Genomic DNA, 20,666 nt, shown 5'->3' on the forward strand with positions numbered 1-20,666 from the left:
TTTTTTCATCAGCCAGTTGTCGCTCAAGTCTTTTTATGATTTGGGCTGGGGTTTCTTTGTGTGGCATTCTTAGGCTCTTTGGCGGTGTATTCCAGTCTAATGTACCATGTTTCCTAAGCCAAGTTAGGACGGTACTACGTCCTTGTATGCCATAGTGCTTTTGGGCTTGTTTGTAGGTCATGTCGCCTTTTTCTACTTGCCCTACCACAGCTAATTTAAAGCCGAGTGTGTAATCTTTCTGTGTTCGTTTAACCCTTGATCTTTCTGCTTTGTCCATTTATAAGCTTCCTTTTCGTAAACTTATTTTAGGACGGGACAAAACAATAAAAAAAACTCTGATATAAATATCAGAGCTTTTTTATTTACTGGTGTTAAAACGACCTAGCAAAATAGTAACCATTCAGCGAGTTAGACTATCAAGTAGCCAAATGCTAATATCGTTGATTATGCTTCTTGAACAGAAACGTAACGACGGTTAAATTTACCTTTAGTATCGAATTTAACAACACCATCAGTTAAAGCGAATAGAGTATGGTCACGACCCATGCCTACGCCTGTGCCTGCGTGGAATTCAGTACCACGTTGACGAACGATGATGTTACCAGCCACAACGTCTTGACCGCCAAATACTTTTACGCCAAGCATTTTAGGGTTAGAGTCACGACCGTTACGAGTTGAACCTGCGGCTTTTTTATGTGCCATGAGAAATCTCCTTACTGAGACTAATTTATAAAACTTGATGATTATATAATCAATCGATAATTCATCTTAAAGCACTACATTTGTACTGTAAAACGTTTAATGTAACTGTTTATATAATCACTATAAAGGTAAAGACCAGCTATTAAGCATTAATTGCTTTAATCTTAAGAAGCGTGTACCACTGACGGTGACCTTGCTCTTTATGATAATGTTTACGACGCTTATGCTTAACGATACGGATTTTTTTACCGCGACCGTGTTCTACTACTTCAGCTTCAACGCTTGCGCCTTCAACAACTGGCTGACCAATTTTATAATCATCGCCATCAACAACCATTAATACATCTTCAATCTTAATGGTTTCGCCTTTTTCAGCTTTAAGAAGCTCTACTTTTAGTAGTTCATCAACGTTTACACGATGCTGCTTACCACCACTTTTAATAACTGCGTACATCTTATGACTCCGTTTAACCCGTGTGCCGTGGTTATCTAAAGCATCTATCTATATGCTAATCAAATAACACTTCAGCTTTTGCCTGATTTACGGTCACGACAGGGAAAGTTACAGAAAAAAAAGCAAACATAGCGTCAGGGTTTAATAATAAGTGGCGAGCCACTTGTGGATACCTGCTCTACTGCTATAAGCTTTAAATATGAAGGCAGAATTTTACGCATTTTGAGCGCTAATTGCAAGAGATGATTGCAAATAAAGCCTATGCTATGATGCTTTTTATTATTAATTAGCCAAAGAATTAGCCAAAGTTTCTTATTAATTCAATAATAGCCTATAGTAGAATTTGACGATAAAACGATAATCAAACGATATGTTAGGTAAAATTATATTAAAATACTTAGCCTTAACCCTATCATTATAAAACCGCTGTTGGTGGGGCTTTTGTTTTACTTGTGCCACATGGTTAATTAATAACCCTTATTAAGCTTTTATTAGGCTCATCTAGCCTAAATGTGTCACCTATTTATATTATGTCTCGTTTATTAGTGCTTCATTCAGTATGATGAATACCATAGGATGATGACCAATAATAACTCTCAATTATTCAATTTCAGTTGACTATATAATATGACTTTATCAAATAACATTTCAGCCGACCTCGATTCAAAGCCAACCGCTGCCGCTAATGATAACCGTGCTAAAACCTCTATTGATTATGCCGACATCCAGCAAATCATCGCCGATGACTTTGCCATCATGGATAAGCAGGTCTTTGGTAGCCTAAACTCTAAAGTTCAGTTGGTAATGAATGTCTCTCAGCATGTGATTAATGCTGGCGGCAAGCGTATGCGCCCGCTGATTACCTTACTATGCTCACGCCTATGCCAAGATGAACAATCTGAAGACGCAATGCATCTAGCAGCTATTACTGAAATGCTGCATACAGCGACGTTGGTACACGATGATGTGATTGATGAGTCAGGCCTGCGCCGTGGTCGTCCTACCGCTAATGCAACATGGGATAACCCAACCGCAGTTTTGGTAGGCGACTATCTTATCGCACGTGCCTTTAACTTATTAGTCGGCTTTCAGAGCTTACCTTTACTGCAGCTATTCTCGGATGGCACCTGTGATATCGCTGAGGGCGAAGTGCTGCAATTACAGCATCAGCACAACCCTGAAGCCACTGAAAATGATTATATGCGCATCATTGATGGTAAGACCTCTCGCCTATTTATGATGGCAACTTGCGGTGTGGCTATTTTAAGAGATCGTCCTGACTTTATGCAGCCCTTTAGCGACTTTGGTCAACACTTTGGTAATGCGTTCCAAATTATTGATGATGTGCTCGATTATAGTGGCGACGCTGAGGTCATGGGTAAAAACTTAGGCGACGATTTAGCGGAAGGCAAGCCCACCTTGCCAACGATTGTGGCACTGCGCCTATTAAAAGAAAAAGATAGGGATAAGTTCAATACCCTTCGTATTGCAGTACAGACGGGTAAAGTCGATGACGCCGCTAAACTGATTGATTTGGTTAAAGAATCTGGCGCATTAGAATATTGCCGTGAGCGTGCATTGGAAGAAACTCGCTTAGCTAAAAAAGCGCTTAGCAAGTTACCAGACAACCAATATCGTTTGGGTCTATGGCAGTTAACTGAACTTGCCAGCTCTCGTTTAGCCTAACTGTTTGAGCAACATACTGAACGTCCAATTCTTGACCGTGATAAATTAATGTTTGTTATATTTTACATCTGTAAGATATAATTGCACCTAATTGACACGGTCATACTACATAATTGACATGCTCAGTAACGATAAGCCACACCTGTGGTTTTTTCTTTATCTTATTGTTTATTTTACAAAATACGGCTAAGCATTCTTTTGAATAAACAAAACTATGAATGAAAACCCCCTACTCATTTTGAATAAAACTTTCATTGAATTGAAAACTAAAATATTTACAAATTTAAAACAAGGGTGACAGTTATCGTTGCTAAAGTTAATGCTATCGATACACTCTATTTGTCCTATTACCTAGCAAGCCTGCATATTTCAATCATCTGTTTATGATGATCCACAATCTTAAGGTCTTTTACATGAAGCAATCACATCTTTTCATCGCTATTAGTTTGGCATTATCTAGCCTTGTATTGGTAGGCTGTGATAAAAAAGAGAGCGAAGCAGATGCTGCTGCCCAGCAACAATCACCGCTTCCTGTTGTTAACGTCACTACAGTACAATTCCAAACCGTGCCCATGATTGAAGAATTCTCTGGACGCACAACCGCTTATGAAGTGGCAGATATTAGACCACAGGTAACCGGTGTTGTTGATGAGATTTTGTATGCACAGGGCGGCATGGTGCAAAAGGATCAACCCTTATATCGTCTAAACTTTGATAACTATGCGGCAGACCAAGCAGCCAACCAAGCGGCGGTTCAACAGGCCAAAGCCAATGTCAATACTGCAATTGCTAGCTATAACAATGCAGTCGCCAATATTGAGTCGCGCAAAGCTGATTATGAGCAAGCCGTTGCTGATATGGAAAGATTGCGTCCGCTAGTCTCTCAGCAGGCCATCTCTGAGCAGCAATATCAACAAGCAGAAACGCAAGCCAAGACGGCAAGAGCAGCTTATGCTAGTGCACAAGCATCGGCTGAACAGGCCAAAGCAAATATTGAAAGCGCTGAAGCGGCAGTAGAAACGGCTCAAGCACAGCTATCAAGCAGTCAGTTAGATATGAGCCGTACCATTGTACGCTCGCCGATTACTGGCATGTCAGAGCGCTCAAATGTCACCGCAGGTGCGCTAGTAAACGCTAACCAAGTGGATCCGATGGTTACCATTTCTAAAATCAACCCTATTTATGTCGATATCAGCCAATCTTCTGCTGATCTACTGAGACTGAAACAGCAGCAAGCCAATGGCAAAATACAGCCCGGTAGCAGTGGTGTTGAGCTGATATTAGAAGATGGTTCTACCTATCCCGTTAGAGGTCAATTATCACTGGCAGAAGCACGGGTTGATCAAGACACAGGAAGCGTTACGCTACGGGCTACTTTCAAAAACGACAACCTCATCTTACTCCCAGGTATGTATGTAAAAGCACGCTTATTACAAGGGCGCATTAATAACGCTGTTTTACTACCGCAAAGCGCATTAATACGTACGCCAAAAGGTGAGACGCAAGTAAACATTGTCGATCAAAACAATAAAATTCAAGTACGCGATGTTGAAGTAAATGGCACTTATAAAGGCAATTGGATTATTACGGATGGTCTGAATCAAGGCGAGAAAGTCGTGGCTATCGGTGGAACAAACTTAAAACCTGATCAAGAGGTTGTGGTTAAACCAATGCCAGGTAATCAAAAGCCAAATAACAATAATGGCAATGCACCGCAAGCTGCACCGCAAGGACCCTACGCGCCTGACACTCAAAGAAAAACTGAAAACACACCTAAAAACGAAGCTACACAATAATTCAAAAATAGGCAGACTAGGAATTTATCATGTCACGATTTTTTATTGATCGCCCTATTTTTGCATGGGTGATTGCAATCTTAATTATGCTCCTGGGTGTGATTTCGGTTATTAATTTACCGATTGAACAGTACCCTCGTATTGCGCCACCAACCGTTAGTGTCAGTGCTGCATATCCTGGTGCTGATGCCCAAACCGTTGAGGACTCTGTTGTTCAGGTTATTGAGCAACAGATGAAGGGGCTTGATGGCCTAATGTATATGTCATCTAGCAGTTCATCAAGCGGTAGCGGGTCTGTAACGCTAACCTTTGAGAACGGTACCGATCCAGATACTGCTCAGGTACAGGTCCAAAACAAGCTGCAGTCAGCAATGAGCTCATTGCCAGAACCTGTTCAACGCCAAGGGGTAAATGTCAACAAATCCTCAAGCGGTTTCTTGATGGTTCAAGGCTTCATCTCTGAAGATGGCTCAATGGATAACGTTGATATTTCAGACTATATTGCCTCTAATGTTGTTGATCAAATCAGCCGTGTTGAAGGGGTCGGTGAGGTTCAATTATTTGGTTCATCATACGCCATGCGCGTATGGTTAGACCCTGCCAAACTGCGTAGCTTTAATCTGATGCCAAGTGATGTTGTGAGCGCTATTAGAGCTCAGAACGCGCAAATCTCAGCGGGTCAACTTGGTCAAGCACCTGCCAATACTGAAGAGCAGGTTATTAACGCGACAGTGACTATTCAAAGCTACTTACAGACTCCTCAAGAGTTTGAAGACATCTTATTGAAGACGGATAATACAGGTGCTCAGGTTCGCTTAGGTGATGTTGCCAAAGTAGAAATGGGTAATGAGAACTACAGTGTTCAAGCCTTATACAATGGCAACCAATCAGCCGGTATGGGTATCTCGCTAGCACCAGGCTCAAACGCGCTTGAAACCAGACAGTTGGTTGAAGAGCGTATGGCTGAGCTTGAAGCGAACTTCCCAGCAGGTCTAACCTCCGTCGTACCTTATGACACCACCCCATTTGTTAAGTTATCTATCGAACAGGTTGTCCACACCCTAATTGAAGCCATTGTGTTGGTATTTTTGGTGATGTTCCTGTTCTTACAGAACTGGCGTGCGACAATTATTCCGACGCTTGCCGTACCTGTCGTATTGCTAGGTACCTTCGGTGTGTTGTATGCCGCAGGCTTTAGTATCAACGTACTTACCATGTTCGCTATGGTTCTATCCATTGGTCTTCTGGTGGACGATGCGATCGTTGTTGTCGAAAACGTTGAACGTATCTTAGAAGAAAACCCTGACATCTCCGTACATGATGCGACCGTACAATCAATGGGTGAAATCAGTAAGGTTGTTATCGGTATTGCTCTGATTCTAGCGGCTGTATTCGTTCCGATGGCATTCTTTGGTGGTTCAACGGGGGTAATCTATCGTCAATTTTCCATTACCCTAATCACCAGTATGGCCTTATCAGCTCTTGTGGCGTTAATTTTTACACCGGCATTGTGTGTGACTTTACTCAAACGTGAGCGTAAAGAAACCAACGGTAAAAAAGGCTTCTTTGGCTGGTTTAACCGTACCTTCGACAAAATAAGTGAAACATACGAGCGCTTTATTGGTAAAAGTATTAATCTGAAATGGTTATATGCTTTAGGCTATGCTGCCATTATCGGTATTATGGCTGTTATTTTTATGCGTATCCCAGGGTCATTCTTACCAGATGAAGACCAAGGTATTATGATTACGTTGGTTCAGCTTCCTGCGGGCTCCACCATTGAAGAAACCCAAGATGTACTGGCCAAAGTAAACGATTACTACCATTCGCAAGAAACCGATAACGTTGAAGCCGTCTTTACCGTTGCAGGCTTTAGTTTTGCTGGTCAAGGTCAAAACATGGGTCTTGCCTTCATCCGTTTGTCAGACTGGGAAAACCGTAATGGCGATGAGAACTCAGCTCAAGCAGTTGCTGATAGAGCTATGGGTTATTTCTTTACTCAATTAAACGAAGCTCAAGTCTATGCGATTGTGCCACCTGCTATTACTGAGCTTGGTAATGCCAGTGGTTTTGACTTAATGCTACAAGATGTCGGTAACGTAGGCCATGAGGGCTTACTTGCTGCTCGTAACCAGCTACTCGGTATGGCATCACAAAGCGACCAAGTGTCAGGCGTACGCCCTAACGGTCAAGAAGATGCACCGCAATTAAAAGTCAATGTTAACCAAGAGCAAGCTGCCGCTTACGGCTTACCGATACAAGCTATTAACAGTGTTATTTCAACAGCATGGGGCTCATCTTACGTTAACGACTTTATCGATAGAGGCCGTATTAAACGCGTTTACATTCAAGGTGAAGCAGACAGTCGTACCAACCCTGATGACATTCAGAAGTGGTATGTACGCAATGACGCAGGACAGATGATTTCATTTGATGCCTTTTCTAGTAGTGAGTGGAGATATGCTTCTCCGCGACTGACCCGTTATAACAGCTTCCCTTCTATGAACATTCAGGGTGATGCTGCGCCAGGTCTAAGTACTGGTGAAGCGATGACAGCTATGGAGGAAATGATCGGTCAGCTGCCTGAGGGTATCGGCTACGAATGGACAGGCTTATCTCTTGAAGAGAAAAAGTCTGGTGCACAGGCGCCTATGCTGTATGCGCTTTCTATCTTAGTTGTTTTCTTATGTTTAGCGGCTTTATACGAAAGTTGGTCTATCCCCTTTGCGGTCATTTTAGTGATACCATTAGGGGTAATTGGTGCCGTCATGTTTACTTGGTTTAGAGACTTTGCCAACGATATTTACCTGCAAGTTGGTCTTCTAACCGTCGTTGGTTTGTCTGCTAAAAACGCGATTTTGATTATCGAGTTCGCTAAAGAACACCAAGAGGAAGGAAACTCGCTACGAGAGGCGGTTATGCTTGCGGCGCGTCAACGTCTGCGTCCAATTATCATGACCTCATTGGCTTTTGGTCTGGGTGTGGTTCCTTTATATCTTGCTAACGGTCCTGGCGCAGGAAGTCAGAACGCCATTGGTACCAGTGTATTAGGCGGTGTTGTTACAGCGACCTTCTTAGGTATCTTCTTTATCCCTATGTTCTATGTATGGGTTCGTAGTATCTTTAAAGGCAAAAATAACAACGGTTCAGGCACCGGTTCAACAGGTTCATCATCACATTCAGATGCGGCCACCTCACCTAATGCTGGCGCGGCACCGGTTACCCCAGCTAATTTTGGAGACAACACTCAATGACGACATCTGTAACATTAACGAGTACTAAAACAAGTCGAAGCGTGAGTGCAATTGCTATGAATACCAATAAAAAATGGTCACGTTTGTTTGGGTTATCTGCTTTGGCAGTGGCATTAAGTGCCTGTCAAAGCATCCCCTCTGCTGAGACCAATCCACCCGTTGCGCGCCCAAATATCCCACTGGGTGCTAATTCGGGCTATGATTATGTTGATCCAAACCAAGCGCCTTCAAGCTTAGCGGCGCTTCGTTGGCAGAGCTTTTATACCGACCCCAAGCTAAAATCGTTGATTCAAATGGGTCTTGAAAACAACAAAGACGTGAAACAAGCGGTTCTTGCCATTCAGCGTGCAGAAGCGCAGTATCGCATTAGTGATAAACAAGACTTGCCTCGTGTTAATGCTAATGGTGAGTACTCTCGGAGCAGTCGCGGTGGCTATGACAATGGCGACGATAATTTTGAAGTCGGTCTAGGCATGGCAAGCTATGAGCTTGACTTTTGGGGTAGAATCTCAAGCTTAAAAGAACAAGCGTTGCAAGACTATCTAGCCACTACTGCGGCTAAAGACACAGCACAAGTCAGCCTGATTGCAAACATTGCTCGCAGCTATGTGGATTTAAGCTATCAGTTAAAGCAGTTAGAACTGGCATTGAGCACTTTACAGACGCGTGAAGAATCGCTAAGAATTACCCGTGCTCGTCTTGAAGCAGGTATTGACTCTAAAGCACCATCGCTTCAAGCGGCGGCGGCGGTAGAGCAAGCCCGTATTGCAGCGTTAGAAGCTCAAAGCAATGTATTGACTGCTAGAAACGCATTGAAATTCTTAATTGGTACGCCGATTACCGATGATATGCTACCTGAACCTGCAGTTAGCTCAATTGTGACAGAAGATGTGTTGAATGCAGGTCTGCCAAGTGACCTACTTCGCTATCGTCCCGATGTGCTGCAAGCAGAGTATAGACTTAAAGCAGCTGGTGCGAATATCGAAGTCGCCCGTACTGCTTATTATCCGACCATTAGCTTAACGGGTAACTTAGGCTATTCTAGTACCGATTTATCAGACCTGTTCAAGAGTAGTTCGGCAGGATGGTCATTTGGCCCATCGGTTAGCTTGCCTATCTTTGATGCTGGTCGACGTGATGCCGACTATGAAGTGGCACAAATTGAGCGCGAGCAAGCTTTGGCCAGCTACGAGAATGCGATCGAATCTGCATTTAGAGAAGTTAACGACGTATTAGCGACTCGTGCGACTCTAGATGAAAGACGTGCCGCTGAATACCGCCTGCAAGAGAACTATCAGGGTATTTATGAGGTGTCTGATGCCCGTTATAAAGCGCAGGTTGATGATTATCTAGCAGTATTGGATGCGCAGCGTTCATTATTCTCAACACAGCAATCTATTCTACGACTTGAGCAAGAACGTCTGAACAATCAGATTGAGCTGTATCAAGCCTTAGGCGGCGGTGCAAACCTAGTTGAGCCAAAATCAATTCCAACGCCTCAGTATCGTAACTTGAGTAACATTCTTCAAGTATCGACCAATGAGCAAAAAGCGGAAGATGCGATTAAAGCGGCCAGTGCGCCTACGATTGCGACAGCCAGACAAGCGGCTGCTATCGAGACCGGTGAACCATTACGAGTCACGGAGCAAACCGTTACGGATACGGTTGATTTTAATAATGACAACAATCCTGATGCTTATATCTCACAAATTGAGACCACGACGCATCCGGCTGGTTCAACCATTAATAAAACCGAAGAGGGTTATGAAGTGGTTGCTCCTGACAACGGTCAATAGCTTGGCTTAGAATTTGGGTCATTACTCTAGGTAATAGACAAATCACAAAGCTTAAAAAAGAGGCGTTATCAATAGATAGCGCCTCTTTTATGTTTGATACTCTTTATTATAAACTCTGTTCACTAACCCTATATTAAAACCTAATCAGGTAAATCGTGTCTCACATGATCTGGGCTTAGACCAAACGAGAATACAAAGGTCGCAACCACACTATTGACGATAATAAAAGGGATGTCCAGACCTTGATGACCCAAAGCAAACCGTCCCAATAAAGCAGATATTACCAGCATAATCACAAAGAACAATCCCAGAAAGTTAATCACTTTAGGATGTTTTAAACCATAAGGCTGCTCAGGCTTTGGCCCCTGCTCCAACACATAAAGACGTACCGCCCAGCCTGCCCCGTAAGCCAGCGTACCCATCAATAAATAACTTAGAAATCCCATCTCTACCCCTTCCTATACATAATGGACCATTACTATTGTTTATTTATGACCGGTTACTGAGCCTGTACTTGACCCGCTGGTTTAACAGAGATATTACTCATATCTTCTGGCAGCTCTTCACTGTGCACCTCATTACATTCAACTTTAAAAATAGTATTTGCCCCTTGCACGATATAACCCAAATACTGACTGTCTAATAGCGGATCAATATTGGCATAAGCTTGTTTGACATGCGCCACAACAAACATCTTATCAGGACGGCCAATCAACGCATCGGTGTTCTTTTTATCAATTGAGAAATAATTAGGTATCTCATCAAGTGATAGCACATTTAATGGCTCCGGATCATCCCAGACTCTATTGGCCGATGCCGGCTCTTTCATTTGCATCACTAGCCCTTGCTGCTGCAGACTGACTTTAATCTGTGCCGGCTCGTCATGACTGACTGTATAACAGCCTGCAAATATATCAGCGTGCTGCTGCAATTGACTCTTGGTATCGATTGGTTCTACCGCTTGAGTGTTTGCTTGTTTGTCTTTGCTATTATCACAAGCGGTCAGGCCTAGTGCGGTGCTAGCAACAAAAAAGGCCAATGTCAGTTTTGGTAAATATGAGAGCGTCAAAATAGTATTCCAGTCTGGTCAATGTAAAGAGTCCCATTTTACCAAACTTGCCCTAATAAGGGGGAAGCTTATGACATATTAGCGACTTGAACCTCAATAGGTAGGCTATTTTTTGTTATACTACCCCTATTGTTTATCTGCTCATTTTATCTTATTTGTTTACATGTGAGTCTTTATGTCTGTACTAAATCCAAAACCCAATACCACCATTGCCTTTACTGATGGTGCATGTAAAGGCAACCCTGGTCCTGGCGGTTGGGGTGCTTTTTTGGTCTTAAGTGATGGTCAGCAGCTTGAATATTATGGCGGAGACACGCACACCACTAATAATAAGATGGAACTGATGGGCGCAATTATGGCACTTGAGAAAAGCCCGCACGATCAGACTTTAGAGATTTGGACCGACTCAAGCTATGTCAAAAATGGCATTACCTCTTGGATTCAAGGCTGGAAGAAAAAGGGCTGGAAAACATCGGGCAATAAACCAGTTAAAAACCAAGAGTTATGGCAACGCTTAGATGAATTACAAAGTCAACGTGATGTTAGTTGGCACTGGGTAAAAGGCCATGCAGGGCATGAAGGTAATGAGAAGGCCGATGAGCTTGCCAACAAAGGTATTTTATCTTCATCAGAACAAGATGCCGCCTTAGATAACACTGGCATCGACACAGCAACTGACGTAAAAAAAAACTGAGTAATTCGCCCATGTCTACCCCAGCTCCCGACAAGGACCAACAACCTGAAAACGATTGGTTGCTAGACGACCCACTTGGCTTTGATGAGCCGATGCTTGAAGACGATGCTCCCACCAATTTCTATACTGAAAACGATAACAATATGACTCAGCAGCAAGACAGCACATTTGAAGACCCTACGCTCGCTTATAGTAATGATGGCATAGACAATACTCAGCCAACTTCTGAAGCTGAGATTGAGTTCGACGGTGATACCAGCCGTGCTAACCCTCATTTCAAGCCATTATTACCTGAGCCAATTAACCGCGGTCTGCCCGGTCGTCAGCTTATTATGGATACCGAGACTACCGGTCTTGATGCGCTAAAAGGTGACCGTATTGTTGAGGTCGGTATTATTGAGCTGGTTGATCGTAAATTTACTGGCGAGAAACTGCATGTTTATATCAATCCTGAGCGCAGTATGGATGACGAGGTTATCCGCGTTCACGGTATCACCGAAGCCTTTTTAGCAGATAAACCGACCTTTGATAAAGTAGCCAAGCCATTATATGAATTTATGCTTGGCGCTGAAGTCATCGCTCATAATGCCTCCTTTGATATCAGTTTCTTATCGATGGAGTTCGATAAAGTTGGTTTAACCGATTTTGCCGACCAAATCAAAGTAACTGACTCTTTAGCGATGGCCAAGCAGCAGTATCCAGGTCAAAAGAATACTTTGGATGCGCTCGTTCGCCGTTTAAACGTCGGTAAAATGGACCGTACCTTCCACGGCGCCTTACTTGACTCGGAGATTTTAGCCGAAGTCTATCTGGCGATGACCGGTGGTCAGGTTGCCTTAGCCATTGATGAAGATACTCAAACTGAAGGGGAAAACACCCACGCTGACTTTAGCGAATTGGCAGCGCAAATCCTTAGCGCTAACAGCTACTTTAGCGATCATGTTAGTTGGGTTGCTAAGCAAGCCAAAAAGCATCCGAACCTATTACAAACTCAAGGGGTGACTGCTTTTCATCAGATTAATAGCGACGATGACAAAAAGCCTGCGTTGGCATATGGTTCACTAACTCAATCTTCGGCCTATTCTTCAAATCAGCAGTCTTTAAGATTGTCAGACACCTTATTTGTCGCCTCGTAATATAGAGTATCCAAAGACATTCTCTGATTGATTGCCGCTGCTTGTTGTATTAAAGTGAAACACAACGAGCAAGGATTGCTGCAAGCGGTCTTTGTTTCACCTTATTTTAGTGTGATTAATTGACATCAATTAATCGCCGCTTAATTCTGCTTTTAACTGGGTAATAACATGATGACGTCAGCTGTTGCATCCTCCGCCTCAAATCCGGCCATTAGTGTCACCAACTTTGATTTATCGTCGTTATATTTACTAAGACCTGAGATATCGGTGACCCTAAAAAATGCGGAACGTCATCTAAGTGAATTTAATGACGATGAAGAACAGACGCCGCTATTACTTGATTCGGTGGTGATGCTAAAGCAGTTGGCGGCGGTATTAAAGCTAATCTCTTTAACTGGCAGTAGCGATTTAGCCAAAGCATTGTCAGATGGTATGCAGCGTCTATATGACAGCGGTGATAATAATGATGAATCACTGATTTTAGGTCTCTCACAAGGCATCATGACCTTAAGTCGTTATATTGAGTTTGTGCTATTACAAGAGACGCTTGAGCCCTCTTTATTATTGCCGGCTATCAATCAATTGCATCAACTGCTTGGACATCAGACACTTGATGACAAGGCACTGCAGAATGAGGATTACACGCATATTACTCTTGCTAATCCTACGAAGAATTTTAAATCTTTAACCAGTCTCGGGCTTAATGCCGCTTTGTTATCTACCGCTTATCGAGCTGGTCTACAGGTGCTACTAGCAAACACTGATGGTACGCTTAACGAGTCAGAACAGCAAAAGCTAGAAGCCATGCACCAAGCCTGCGCCGTGGCTGCTGATAAATCAAATGTCCTATTTTGGCAAGCGGCAGCAGCAGCGACCAAAGATATCGCTAAGCGATTGCCTCTAGATGCACAGCCGAAAAGACTGTTTATATTCCTAGACCAGCAATTTCATAGCTACTTATCTGCCGATGACAGTCGATTTGCAGAATTAGTGAGCTTTGCTTGCCTGCGTGAGCATAGGCTTGCTTTGGTATTAAGGCAGCAGCTTAAAGATAACCAGTTAGAAGCAGAGCAATTATCTCAGCTACGCCAGTTTATGTTCGGTCCGGACCAAGAAATTACCAGTATTGTTAATACTCTTATTCAGCAAGACATCGATGACATAAAAACTCAAGTCAGTCATGCGGTTTATGATGCCAGTCATGACAGCAGCGTAATACTGAGCCAAGAGGATATCTCGCTTATCACTAATAAGCTAAATGCCCTAGCCTCAACCATGCATATGCTTAAATTAGAGCAAGCCTCAGCAACATTACGTCAATGCGTGGTAATGATTCAAAAATGGCGTACCCCAACTGCTGAGAACTTAGATGCGCTGCTTAATAACTTAATGATTGCCGAAAATGCTGCTATTACTTTGGCGAAGTCTCACACACCAGGCGCTCAGACACAAACGGTCAGTAATACGATGATTTCTATTTATCAGCTTGATACCGCTTATGGTGTGTTAGTGAGTGAAAGCCGTCAGCTGATTTCTCAGGTTGAGCAAGCACTAAGTTATTATCTTGATGATATAAATAAGGTTGATAAGGATATCGAGACCATTAAGGATGTGCCTAACCAATTAAAACAAGTGGCCGGTGCTTTACGCTTTTTAGAGCTGACCGATGCAGCCAATATGATCAATCAGCTGTCGCATTACCTAGCAGACACCTTGTACATTGATGAAAATATTGTCGAAGGTAATAATCATGCGACCTATAACAAATATGCCAAGGTAGCCGATGTGTTATTGGCTGTTGATCATCAATTAAGCGCATTACAAAAGACGCATCCTATTGGCAAACATGCCATGAGTATTGCCAATAGCAGCCTATCTAAATTATTGGCCGCTTAGATTACAACACCCTAGATATGGTAAAATACAGCGCCATAAATACAAAAGCTCCCTATTGGGTGCTTTTGCGTATTTATAAGCTAAACTTATTACCCTACAGACCTTTTCAATAGTTTAATAGGCAGTCCGTAGTATATTTATCACCAAACAGATTGGTTATAAAGTACATTGACGACAACCCAAAAGCATAAGGTGATTATGAGTACTAATCGATTAGACAGCTTACCTATTTTATTTAATCGCTTAGGTCTTGAAAGCCTTACTGATTCTCAGCGTCAACAGGTAGCAGATATTGATACCACACTACCGCAAACTCAGTGCGGCCTGTGTGACCATGCCGATGGCTGTCTGCCTTATGCCACTGCTATTGTGGTCGACAATGAGCCGCACAATAAATGTGTGCCCGGTGGTCAGCCAGTTAGTGACCGTATCGCTGAGATTTTGGGTCGTCCACATCTTGAGGCTCGCGAATCACAGTGGGCGGTTGATACCAATACAGGTCGACCTACCGAAGTTCGCGCTATTATCCGTGAAGACGATTGCATCGGCTGCACTAAATGTATTCCTGCTTGCCCTGTCGATGCTATTGTCGGTACCGGCAAGCATATGCATACTATCTTCACCGATCTATGCACCGGCTGTGAGCTGTGTTTGGCGCCCTGCCCCGTCGACTGTATTGACTTAGTAGAAGTACCCCGTGCGCCACAATGTGAAACACCCGAGCATCGCGAGCAAGAGCAAGCCCATTTACGTCAGCGTTATCACACTCATTTAAACCGCGTTGCTGCTCAGATGGCGGACCGCTCACATGCTAAGCCGGTGACCAGTATGGTTGAAACAAAGCTTGGTAATGCGGCGCATCAAAGTCTAGATATTGACGAAGCCAAGGCCAAAAACACCATTGCTGCTGCCAAATTACGTACCAAAATTAAGAAGCTCGAAAAACAGCTTAGTGTTCGTGCTAATGATAAAAAACAGGCAGAGCTTGATGCGCTAAAACTGCAATTGGCTCAATTAGCGGTTTAATCCCACTTATTTTATATTTATAACTGCACTGCAAGGCATTATCCGATATGAGTAAAACAGTTAAACATAAAACGGCACAAACACCGCCCTCTCGCCGCTTGCCCAATCGCAATGTGCGTCCGTTTTTTGAGAAGCTTGCTGCCGCTATTGATGAGCCAGTGACTGAGCTTGAATATGACAGTAATTTTGAGCTGCTTATCGCAGTAATATTGTCCGCCCAAGCCACCGATGTCAGCGTCAATATTGCCACTCGTAAGCTGTTTGCTGTTGCCAATACGCCTGAGGCTATTTATGCATTGGGTGAAGATGGCTTAAAAGAATATATCAAAACCATTGGCCTGTTTAACTCAAAAGCCAAAAACGTTATTAAAGCGTGTAAAGACTTAATCGAAAAGCACAATAGTATTGTGCCTGATAATCGCAAAGATTTAGAGGCGCTTGCCGGTGTGGGCCGTAAAACAGCGAACGTGGTGCTAAATACCGCATTTGGTCAGCCGACAATGGCAGTAGACACCCATATTTTTCGAGTCAGTAATCGCACTGGACTTGCCACAGGCAAAACCGTGCTTGCCGTTGAACAAAAGCTAATCGAGCGTGTTCCTGATGACTTTATTCTTGATGCGCATCATTATTTGATTTTACATGGACGTTATACTTGCCAAGCGCGTACGCCAAAATGTGGGGCCTGCCCTGTCTATGAAGAGTGTATGTTCAAAGACAAACAGGCCTTTGCAGAGCTCTAAACACACAGCGCCTTATTCCAAAAGCAACTATCTTATTTTTGTCTGGCTAATCTTACCCCTATCACTAGAGTTTTCACCGACTTAAGGGTAAAATAGCCTATTTTACATTCTATGTTTGTCTTGTCAGATTTTATCTATAATGGCATAGGCCCTTTTTAAAGTGCTGTGGTATTAAAATCGCAAGTTTTTGAATACAAGCTCCTGACTATAAGTGACTCTCTCATTATGCATGACTATCAACTTTTTACCTCAGAATCTGTAAGTGAAGGCCATCCTGATAAAATGGCAGATCAAATATCAGATGCGTTGCTTGATGCTATTATGCGTGAAGATTTGCACGCCCGTGTGGCCTGTGAAACCTTAGTTAAAACAGGGGCAGTCGTTTTAGCAGGCGAAATCTCGACCACAGCCAATATTGACATCGAACGCATTGTACGTGATACCGTAAACAGCATCGGTTATGACCATTCTGATTTAGGCTTTGACGGCGAAACTTGTGCCGTTATCAACATGATTGGCAAACAGTCTCCTGAAATCGCTCAGGGCGTTGACCGCATGAACCCAGAAGACCAAGGCGCAGGCGACCAAGGCTTAATGTTTGGTTATGCCAGTAACGAAACCGATGTATTAATGCCTGCTCCTATTGAGTTTGCACATCGTTTGATGGAGCGTCAATCAGAGCTACGCCGTTCAGGTGAGCTTAAATGGTTACGCCCTGATGCCAAAGCTCAAGTGACTTTACAATATGCGAACGGCATCCCTTCTGCGATTGACGCGGTTGTTTTATCTACTCAGCATGACCCTGACATCTCGCAAGCTGACTTACAAGAAGCGGTGATGGAAAGCATCATTAAACAAGTTATTCCAGCCAACCTACTTCACAAAGATACCCGTTATCATATCAATCCAACCGGTAAATTTGTGATTGGTGGTCCTGTTGGTGATGCAGGCCTAACCGGTCGTAAAATCATTGTAGATACTTACGGCGGTATGGCACGTCACGGCGGCGGTGCATTCAGTGGTAAAGACCCCTCGAAAGTAGACCGTAGTGCCGCTTATGCCGGTCGTTATGTGGCCAAAAACATTGTAGCTGCTGGCCTTGCTGAGCGTTGTGAAGTTCAAATCAGTTATGCCATTGGTGTGGCGGAGCCGACCTCTATTGCGGTGAATACATTTGGTACAGCCAAAGTGAGCCGTGAAGTGATTATTGAGCTGATTCGTAGTCACTTTGACTTACGTCCTTATGGTATTACCCATATGCTAAACCTATTACAGCCTATGTATCAGCAGACAGCCACCTACGGTCATTTCGGTCGTCCTGGTTCTGAAACCGCCTTTACATGGGAAAAAACAGACAAAGCAGAACTACTGCGTGCTGATGCCAATATCTAACTTCTATTATAATTTACGAAAGATAACCATCATTAGCAGTAGATAAATTCCAGTATTCTAAAAATTAATAAGCTAACCGATTTAAAGAGTGAAACACTATGGCAGATAATAATGCAACCAACGAAAGCCCTGAGCTATCTAAAGACATCGAAGCATTTTACAAACGCGCTGATGCCATTATTGAACTTGCAAATAGCCAACTAGGTCCAGAGGCTCATTCTGGTCAAGTTGGTGCATCCCTACTGTATGCTGCAGCACGTTATAGCTCGTCTGTAGCGTCAATTGGCTTTGTTAAAGGTAGCGACTTGGCTAAAGAGAAAGAAGAGATTATCGATTTCTATGCTAAGCAATATCGTCAAATGTTGAGTGACAACCTAGACGATTATGCTGAAAACTTTGATAAATACGTACAAATTAACAAAGACGGTAAATAATATAAAACCCTAATGTTTTTAAGCCGGCTTTGGTCTGTTATCAAAAGGGCTTATACTGACATGCAGTATAAGCCCTTTTATCGTTTAGGATAACGACATGACTGCACTTGATTCCACAAAGCTACTATCACAAAAATCACTGAATGCTTTGGTTGTCACCAGTCTGCTGCTGTCTAGCTGTTACTCGCTATCAGGCACCTCGGCCACTGAGTCAAATCGTACAGACAACACTCAAGTAGACAAAACTACTAATAACGGCCAGCAAAAACAAACGGACACTTCCTCAACACAATGTGGCTATTTTAATCCTGATGAAATGAAGATTTGCACCATGCAATTCGACCCTGTTTGCGTCAAAGAACGTGCTAAAGATGGCAGCATCAGTTATCGAACTGCCGGTAATGCCTGCTCCGCGTGTAGTACTACTGAATCTGTTAGCTATACGCTTGATGAATGTCACTAAGCTTTTGATTTAAAGGCTCTCTTCAATTATATAATATAAGCACTCACCCTAAATACAAAAAAGCCAACTCTCTCAGAGTTGGCTTTCTTAATAACAGTGATTTTATATGCTTAATTAGTCACCAGACACAACTTTCGGTGGGCCTTTTAGCAAGTCTTCATCAACAAATTCGTCTGCTGTATTATGATCCGCTGATTCTTCTGTAATAAACCACTGCTGCGCACGGTAGAGGATAAGTCTATCGCGGCTGAGTCCCCTAAATAATGAATAAATCATCACTAGAATCACAATAGCAAATGGGAAGCCGGCAACAATCGCTGCTGCTTGCAATGCCCCTAAGCCACCAGCCGCTAGTAAGATAGCAGCAACCAGACCTTGTACAATTGCCCAAAATAGACGCTGGATCTTAGGTGGGTTGGCATCACCACCTGATGTCAACATATCAATCACGAAGCTTGCAGAATCTGATGAAGTCACAAACCACAGTACAATCATAATGACGATAAGTAAGGTAGTCGCACTAGCAAATGGATAGAACTCCATTAATTTGAAGATGGCATTACCATAATCATTTTGCACCACTTCGATAAAGCCTGGATTACCCATTAATTCCATATTAACGGCAACGCCACCAAAGGTTGTGAACCAGAAGAACAAAATAGCCATTGGTACGAATAATACGCCTAATAGGAACTCGCGAATGGTACGACCACGGCTAATACGTGCAATAAATACACCCACAAATGGTGACCAGCTTACCCACCATGCCCAGTAGAAAATCGTCCATGCAGACTGCCAATCGGTCTTACTATAAGCTTCGTTCCAGAAAGCAAGTTCAACGATGTTTTGAACATAGTTACCGATGTTCTCCACAAAGCTGTCCATAATATACTGAGTTGGACCCAATATAAATGCGAAGGCCAGTAACAGAAAGGTTAGGAAAATATTCAAATCACTAAGTCGCTTAATCCCTTTATCTAGACCCATCATCAATGAACCACAGGCTAATAAAGTAATAAAGCCGATTAGAATAATCTGAACCGTAATGTTATTTGGTAGGCCAAATAAACCTTCTAAACCTGAGTTAATCTGGAGTACACCCAGACCTAACGTGGTGACCACACCGAACATGGTGCCGAACACAGCCAATGTATCGACCGTATGCCCCCAACCGCCGTAAATGCGTTTACCTAAAATAGGATATAACGCTGAACGAATGGCTAAAGGTAGGCCGCGGCGGAAGTGGAAGTATGCCAGTGATAGCGCTACAAATGCATAGATGGCCCAAGCATGAATCCCGTAATGTAGGAACGAGATGTTCATCGCTTGCTTAGCTGCTTCAACAGTCTCAGCATCGCCTAATGGCGGTGCCATAAAGTGGTATACTGGCTCTGCAGTACCCCAATACATGATACCAATACCAATACCGGCTGAAAACAACATACCAATCCAAGACGGTAAGCTATACTGCGGTGCTTCTGTTTGGTGACCTAAACGGATATCTCCGTATCTGCTCAATATCAAATACAGACAAACAAAAACGGCGGCATTCATTAGAATAATGAATAACCAGCCAAATCTTAAAGTAATGAAATTTTGTGCTTCAGTGAATACTGTATTTGCTAACTCTTGAAATAATGCACCGAATATAATAAATCCGACAATCAAAACAACTGAGGCTATAAATACGGGCTTATTAACCCTTGGAAAGGGTCCTAAACGCCCAATTTTCAAATCACTCATTTGTCTACCCTATTAAAAAAGGAATCACCTTAACAAGCCGTTAAAGTTTTAGCAATTCTATATAACAGGTTTATTATAATAATTTAACAAATTCACATTGTAATATTAATAATATTATGGCATTAAAATCTTATGTCTCGTCCTAAAATAGGTTGATGATTTAAAACAAGCCAGATACCCCGTGTATCTGGTTTTTTCTATGCAGAACAACCATAACTTTGATGAAACTCGAAAGGCGTTCTCATATTCAAACTCAAATGCGGTCTCATATGATTATAAATATAAACCGACTCATCAACGAGCACTCTTAGCTCATCTAACGTATTACACTGATGAATTAAAAACTCATCCTTTAAAATGCCATTAACGCGTTCAGCTAAAG

The 20,666-nt window shown here is 42.8% G+C and carries 17 protein-coding genes and 2 pseudogenes; 12 read left to right on the plus strand and 7 right to left on the minus strand.

What is annotated here, in order from left to right:
• The 3 genes from AC2SLM_RS12205 to rplU all read right to left on the minus strand — a co-directional run.
• Positions 1–277, minus strand: a 277-nt coding sequence (locus AC2SLM_RS12205) for a helix-turn-helix domain-containing protein (RefSeq protein WP_486554133.1), incomplete at its 3' end; no start/stop codon positions are given.
• A gap of 167 nt (positions 278–444) precedes the next feature.
• Positions 445–702, minus strand: coding sequence for a 50S ribosomal protein L27 (gene rpmA / locus AC2SLM_RS12210; RefSeq protein ID WP_486540789.1), 258 nt, complete (start codon positions 700–702; stop codon positions 445–447).
• A gap of 142 nt (positions 703–844) precedes the next feature.
• Positions 845–1,156, minus strand: a complete 312-nt coding sequence (rplU, locus tag AC2SLM_RS12215; protein WP_486540791.1) for a 50S ribosomal protein L21 — start codon at positions 1,154–1,156, stop codon at positions 845–847.
• A gap of 756 nt (positions 1,157–1,912) precedes the next feature.
• On the opposite strand from rplU, the gene AC2SLM_RS12220 reads away from it, so the two are divergent.
• The 4 genes from AC2SLM_RS12220 to AC2SLM_RS12235 all read left to right on the plus strand — a co-directional run bounded on the left by AC2SLM_RS12220 (position 1,913) and on the right by AC2SLM_RS12235 (position 9,688).
• On the plus strand, positions 1,913–2,842 hold the full coding sequence (locus tag AC2SLM_RS12220) for a polyprenyl synthetase family protein (RefSeq protein WP_486554180.1): 930 nt from the start codon (positions 1,913–1,915) through the stop codon (positions 2,840–2,842).
• Between the two features lie 413 nt (positions 2,843–3,255).
• Positions 3,256–4,638, plus strand: a complete 1,383-nt coding sequence (locus tag AC2SLM_RS12225) for an efflux RND transporter periplasmic adaptor subunit (protein ID WP_486540793.1) — start codon at positions 3,256–3,258, stop codon at positions 4,636–4,638.
• 29 nt (positions 4,639–4,667) lie between these two features.
• Positions 4,668–7,892: an efflux RND transporter permease subunit gene (locus AC2SLM_RS12230; RefSeq protein WP_486554164.1), complete on the plus strand. Its 3,225-nt coding sequence runs from the start codon at positions 4,668–4,670 to the stop codon at positions 7,890–7,892.
• Between the two features lie 56 nt (positions 7,893–7,948).
• Entirely contained in the window at positions 7,949–9,688 is a 1,740-nt protein-coding gene (locus tag AC2SLM_RS12235; RefSeq protein ID WP_486554166.1) for an efflux transporter outer membrane subunit, read from the plus strand.
• 140 nt (positions 9,689–9,828) lie between these two features.
• Here the strand turns inward: AC2SLM_RS12235 and AC2SLM_RS12240 are convergent, their stop codons facing one another.
• Positions 9,829–10,134: a hypothetical protein gene (locus AC2SLM_RS12240; protein WP_486540799.1), complete on the minus strand. Its 306-nt coding sequence runs from the start codon at positions 10,132–10,134 to the stop codon at positions 9,829–9,831.
• A gap of 53 nt (positions 10,135–10,187) precedes the next feature.
• Positions 10,188–10,757 (minus strand): hypothetical protein, encoded by a 570-nt coding sequence (locus tag AC2SLM_RS12245; protein WP_486554168.1) that lies wholly within the window; start codon positions 10,755–10,757, stop codon positions 10,188–10,190.
• A 175-nt stretch (positions 10,758–10,932) separates the two neighbouring features.
• Between AC2SLM_RS12245 and rnhA the strand changes: the two are divergent.
• The 8 genes and pseudogenes from rnhA to AC2SLM_RS12285 form a co-directional block, all read left to right on the plus strand.
• Positions 10,933–11,376: pseudogene (gene rnhA, locus AC2SLM_RS12250) on the plus strand (ribonuclease HI); the annotation flags it as partial.
• Between the two features lie 314 nt (positions 11,377–11,690).
• Positions 11,691–12,587 (plus strand): annotated as a pseudogene (gene dnaQ, locus AC2SLM_RS12255) (DNA polymerase III subunit epsilon); the annotation flags it as partial.
• A gap of 168 nt (positions 12,588–12,755) precedes the next feature.
• Positions 12,756–14,483 (plus strand): hypothetical protein, encoded by a 1,728-nt coding sequence (locus AC2SLM_RS12260; RefSeq protein ID WP_486554169.1) that lies wholly within the window; start codon positions 12,756–12,758, stop codon positions 14,481–14,483.
• A gap of 198 nt (positions 14,484–14,681) precedes the next feature.
• Positions 14,682–15,509 carry an RnfABCDGE type electron transport complex subunit B gene (locus AC2SLM_RS12265; RefSeq protein ID WP_486554171.1) on the plus strand — a complete coding sequence of 276 codons (828 nt, stop codon included), beginning with the start codon at positions 14,682–14,684 and terminating at the stop codon, positions 15,507–15,509.
• A 47-nt stretch (positions 15,510–15,556) separates the two neighbouring features.
• On the plus strand, positions 15,557–16,252 hold the full coding sequence (nth, locus tag AC2SLM_RS12270) for an endonuclease III (RefSeq protein ID WP_486540807.1): 696 nt from the start codon (positions 15,557–15,559) through the stop codon (positions 16,250–16,252).
• A 225-nt stretch (positions 16,253–16,477) separates the two neighbouring features.
• Positions 16,478–17,644 (plus strand): methionine adenosyltransferase, encoded by a 1,167-nt coding sequence (gene metK / locus AC2SLM_RS12275; RefSeq protein ID WP_486554173.1) that lies wholly within the window; start codon positions 16,478–16,480, stop codon positions 17,642–17,644.
• A gap of 98 nt (positions 17,645–17,742) precedes the next feature.
• Complete coding sequence (locus AC2SLM_RS12280; protein ID WP_486554175.1) at positions 17,743–18,078, plus strand: DUF3144 domain-containing protein; 336 nt, start codon at positions 17,743–17,745, stop codon at positions 18,076–18,078.
• 97 nt (positions 18,079–18,175) lie between these two features.
• A complete protein-coding gene (locus AC2SLM_RS12285) occupies positions 18,176–18,541 on the plus strand; it encodes a hypothetical protein (RefSeq protein WP_486554177.1) in 366 nt (121 codons plus the stop codon).
• Positions 18,542–18,655: 114 nt separating this feature from the next.
• Here AC2SLM_RS12285 and AC2SLM_RS12290 read toward each other — a convergent pair whose 3' ends face one another.
• Both AC2SLM_RS12290 and AC2SLM_RS12295 read right to left on the minus strand, forming a co-directional pair.
• Positions 18,656–20,284: a BCCT family transporter gene (locus AC2SLM_RS12290; protein ID WP_486554178.1), complete on the minus strand. Its 1,629-nt coding sequence runs from the start codon at positions 20,282–20,284 to the stop codon at positions 18,656–18,658.
• A 197-nt stretch (positions 20,285–20,481) separates the two neighbouring features.
• Positions 20,482–20,666, minus strand: a 185-nt coding sequence (locus AC2SLM_RS12295; RefSeq protein WP_486551736.1) for an integrase core domain-containing protein, incomplete at its 5' end; no start/stop codon positions are given.

The sequence above is a fragment of the Psychrobacter sp. CX16 genome, from assembly GCF_057396245.1.

What these genes read in the sequence shown, in the direction of transcription:
- rplU (WP_486540791.1), bottom strand. Translation starts at nt 1,156, where the DNA reads ATGTACGCAGTTATTAAAAGTGGTGGTAAGCAGCATCGTGTAAACGTT.
- AC2SLM_RS12280 (WP_486554175.1), top strand. Translation starts at nt 17,743, where the DNA reads ATGGCAGATAATAATGCAACCAACGAAAGCCCTGAGCTATCTAAAGAC.
- AC2SLM_RS12285 (WP_486554177.1), top strand. Translation starts at nt 18,176, where the DNA reads ATGACTGCACTTGATTCCACAAAGCTACTATCACAAAAATCACTGAAT.
- AC2SLM_RS12235 (WP_486554166.1), top strand. Translation starts at nt 7,949, where the DNA reads ATGAATACCAATAAAAAATGGTCACGTTTGTTTGGGTTATCTGCTTTG.
- AC2SLM_RS12225 (WP_486540793.1), top strand. Translation starts at nt 3,256, where the DNA reads ATGAAGCAATCACATCTTTTCATCGCTATTAGTTTGGCATTATCTAGC.
- AC2SLM_RS12265 (WP_486554171.1), top strand. Translation starts at nt 14,682, where the DNA reads ATGAGTACTAATCGATTAGACAGCTTACCTATTTTATTTAATCGCTTA.
- AC2SLM_RS12290 (WP_486554178.1), bottom strand. Translation starts at nt 20,284, where the DNA reads ATGAGTGATTTGAAAATTGGGCGTTTAGGACCCTTTCCAAGGGTTAAT.
- AC2SLM_RS12240 (WP_486540799.1), bottom strand. Translation starts at nt 10,134, where the DNA reads ATGGGATTTCTAAGTTATTTATTGATGGGTACGCTGGCTTACGGGGCA.
- AC2SLM_RS12260 (WP_486554169.1), top strand. Translation starts at nt 12,756, where the DNA reads ATGATGACGTCAGCTGTTGCATCCTCCGCCTCAAATCCGGCCATTAGT.
- AC2SLM_RS12230 (WP_486554164.1), top strand. Translation starts at nt 4,668, where the DNA reads ATGTCACGATTTTTTATTGATCGCCCTATTTTTGCATGGGTGATTGCA.
- nth (WP_486540807.1), top strand. Translation starts at nt 15,557, where the DNA reads ATGAGTAAAACAGTTAAACATAAAACGGCACAAACACCGCCCTCTCGC.
- AC2SLM_RS12220 (WP_486554180.1), top strand. Translation starts at nt 1,913, where the DNA reads ATGGATAAGCAGGTCTTTGGTAGCCTAAACTCTAAAGTTCAGTTGGTA.
- metK (WP_486554173.1), top strand. Translation starts at nt 16,478, where the DNA reads ATGCATGACTATCAACTTTTTACCTCAGAATCTGTAAGTGAAGGCCAT.
- rpmA (WP_486540789.1), bottom strand. Translation starts at nt 702, where the DNA reads ATGGCACATAAAAAAGCCGCAGGTTCAACTCGTAACGGTCGTGACTCT.